The 3,223-nt window shown below is 72.9% G+C and carries 4 protein-coding genes; all 4 read left to right on the forward strand.

All coding sequences use genetic code 11. The features are described 5' to 3' along the window. Positions 1 to 334: hypothetical protein (locus AB1578_22970; GenBank protein ID MEW6490761.1), on the forward strand; the 334-nt coding region annotated here is incomplete at its 5' end. Positions 335 to 338: 4 nt separating this feature from the next. Next, positions 339 to 1,247 carry an NADH-quinone oxidoreductase subunit H gene (locus tag AB1578_22975; GenBank protein MEW6490762.1) on the forward strand — a complete coding sequence of 303 codons (909 nt, stop codon included), beginning with the start codon at positions 339 to 341 and terminating at the stop codon, positions 1,245 to 1,247. A gap of 9 nt (positions 1,248 to 1,256) precedes the next feature. Continuing rightward, positions 1,257 to 1,919 carry a hydrogenase gene (locus tag AB1578_22980; GenBank protein ID MEW6490763.1) on the forward strand — a complete coding sequence of 221 codons (663 nt, stop codon included), beginning with the start codon at positions 1,257 to 1,259 and terminating at the stop codon, positions 1,917 to 1,919. Positions 1,920 to 1,925: 6 nt separating this feature from the next. Next, on the forward strand, positions 1,926 to 3,223 hold a 1,298-nt coding region (locus tag AB1578_22985; GenBank protein ID MEW6490764.1), incomplete at its 3' end, for a proton-conducting transporter membrane subunit.

Here is a 3,223-nt window from a genome sequence, read left to right on the forward strand (position 1 = left end):
CTCTCCCACCTGGGACTGCGGCTACGCCGCCCCCACGGCCCGGATGCAGTACACCGGGAGCTCCTTTGCCGCTCCGGCCCGGGAGGTCTTCCAGTGCGTGCTGCGGGACGAGGCCGCCCTGGAAGCTCCCCAAGGGTTCTTTCCCCACGGCGGCCGCTACGAGAGCCGGGGAGGCGATGCGGCGGAAACGCTCCTCTGGCGCCCGGCTTTCGCCGGGGCGGCGAGCGCGCTGGGCCGCCTGCGCTTCCTGCAAGGGGGCCGGCTCCAGTCCTACCTCCTCTTCCTCCTCCTGGCCCTGGTGGCGCTGCTGGCCTGGGCCTTGATCCCGGTGTGACGCGGTGTCCTTCCTCGAGACCGCCGCCCACCTGGCCCTTCTGCTCCTTCTGCCCCCGTTCCTTATGGGGGTGGTGACGCGCACCAAGTCCTGGTTCTCCGGACGCCGGGGACCGGGTCTCCTCCAGCCCTACCGGGATCTCGCCCGGCTCCTGCGCAAGGGGGCGACCTTCAGCCCCACCGCGGGGGCTCCCTTCCGGCTGGGACCGGCGGCGGGGGTTGCCTCGGTGCTCCTCGCGGGGCTCCTGGTGCCGCTGGTGCCGGGGACGGCCCCCCTGGCCTTCCGGGGGGACTTCGTGGTGTTCCTCTACGCCCTGGCCCTGGGGCGCTTTCTCACGGCGCTCGCGGCGCTGGACACGGGCTCGGCCTTCGAGGGCATGGGGGCGAGCCGTGAGGTGACGTTTTCCGCACTGGCCGAGCCGGCGCTCCTCCTGGGGTTGGGCGTCCTCCTGCGGGCCACGGGGGAGCTGAGCCTCGCCCCTGCCCTGGGCCCCGCGTGGAGCGGGCAGGGGCTGGCCCTGGGCCTGGTGGCGGCGAGCCTCTTCCTCGTCTTCCTGGCCGAGAACTGCCGCATCCCGGTGGACGACCCCACCACCCACCTGGAGCTCACCATGATCCACGAGGTCATGGTGCTGGACCACTCGGGCCCGGACTTCGGCTTCATCCTCTACGGGGCGTCGGTGAAGTTCCTGGTGCTGGGCGCGCTCCTGGTGAACCTGCTCCTGCCCGGACCGGCCCGGGGGCTCCCCTGGTGGGGGGGCCTGGCGGCCGTGGCGGCCGGGCTCGTAGCCCTTTCGGCGGCCGTGGGAATCGCGGAGTCGGCCATGGCGAGGCTTCGCCTGAGCCGCGTGCCGGTGTACCTCGCTGCCGCCATCGCCTTTCCGGCCCTGGGTCTGGCGCTGACGTTTGCGTGAGGTAATCCCTTGGAGACTTGGATCTCGGGTTGTGTGATGGCGGCGGTGCTGACCTCGTTCTGGGTGCTGGCGAGCTCGCGGCTGCTGGCGTGTCTGCGGGCGGTGGCCCTCCAGGGGGCGGCGCTGGCGGCGCTTCCCTTGCTCCTGCTGGCGGCCCGGGGAGGCGCTCACGGGGCGGAACTGGGGCGGACCCTGCTCCTGGCGGGGGCATCCTTGGGCTTCAAGTCGGGCCTCATTCCCTGGCTCCTGTGGCGCGCCATCCGGACGGCGTCGATCCGCCGCGAGGTGGAGCCCCTGGTGGGGTTCGGCCCGAGCCTGCTGCTGGGGGCGCTCCTCACAGGCCTGGCGTTCTGGGGGGCGGGGCGCCTGGGGCTGCACCTGGAGCCGGCCCAGCGGCTGCTCCCCGCGGGAGGGCTGGCCACCCTGTTCCTCGGGCTCCTGGTGCTGGTGGGCCGCACCAAGGCGGTCACCCAGGTGGTGGGGTACCTGATGGTGGAGAACGGGATCTTCCTGGTGGGCCTGCTGCTCCATCACGAGATGCCCCTCATGGTGGAGGCGGGAATCCTCCTGGACGTCTTCGCCGGGGTGCTCATCATGGGGATCTTCGCCTACCGCATCCAGCGGACGTTCGACCACATGGACACCCACAACCTCGTGGCCCTCAAGGACTGACGGCCGATGCTGCCCGGCTTCCTCGCCCTGCCGTTTGCGGCCGCCCTGCTCGGGCTTGCCCTTCCCCGGGAGCGGGGAAGGCTGGCCGTGCTGGCGGGGGCGGCCCTGGCCCACCTGGCCGTCACCGCGAGCTTCTGGGGCCACCGCCCGGAGGCGGTAGGGGGGGAGGTGCTGGTGGTGGACGACCTGGGGCTCCTGGTTCTCACCCTGGTGAGCGCCGTGTTCGCCCTCACCGCCCTCTACACCCCAGGCTACCTCGCCGGAAAGGGCCTGCGCACCACCCGGACCTACGTGGGGTGCTCGCTGGCGCTCCTGGGGGCCATGTCGCTCGCGGCCTGCACCCGCCACTACGGGGTCTTGTGGGTGGCGGTGGAGGCCTCCACCCTGGCCAGCGCGCCCCTCATCGCGCACCGGGTGACCCCGGCCAAGCTGGAGGCCACCTGGAAGTACCTGGTCCTGTGCTCGGTAGGGGTGGCGCTGGCGCTGCTCGGGACGTTCTTTCTCGGGATCGGTGGGGTGACCGCCCCGAGCCCCGCCGGGGAGCTCACCGTGACCGCGCTCGTGGCGGCGGCCCCCGGGATTCCGGCGCCCTGGCTCCGGGCGGCCTTCGTGCTCCTGCTCGTGGGGTACGGCACCAAGATGGGCCTGGCGCCCGTGCACATGTGGCTCCCCGACGCGTACGCCGAGGCGCCCTCGCCGGCCTCTGCCGTGCTCTCCGGGGCCCTCTCCAACGTGGCCTTCCTGGCGGCGCTCCGGGCCCTGCCCGTGCTCGACGCGGCGGGGCAGGGGGGCTTCGCCCGGGGACTGCTGCTCGCCCTGGGCCTGGCGAGCCTGATGGTGGCAGCCGCCTTCGTGATGCGCCAGCGCGACCTCAAGCGCCTGCTCGCATACTCCAGTATCGAGAACTACGGGGTGCTTGCCCTGGGGGTGGGCCTGGGGGGGATCGGGACCTACGGGGCGCTCCTCCACGCGGTGAACCACAGCCTGGTGAAGACGGTGCTCTTCTTCGCGGCGGGCAACGTGCTCGTGCTGTGCGGCACGCGGTCGGTGGAATCCCTGAGCGGAGTCGCCCGGAGCGCCCCCTGGACGGGCGCGCTCTTTGCGGCAGGTTTCCTCGCCATCGCCGGCTCGCCGCCCTTCGGGCTCTTCTGGAGCGAGCTCGCGATCTTCCGGGCGGCCCTGGCCACCCCCTGGATTGCGGTGGCGTATCTGGCGCTGCTGGGGGCGACCTTCGTGGGCATGGCCCAGGTGACCCTGGGGGTGCTCCACGGGGACGGGGGCGGGGCCGCGCCCGCCCGGGAGCC

Source organism: Thermodesulfobacteriota bacterium (assembly GCA_040756475.1).
Lineage (GTDB): Bacteria > Desulfobacterota > Deferrisomatia > Deferrisomatales > JACRMM01 > JBFLZB01.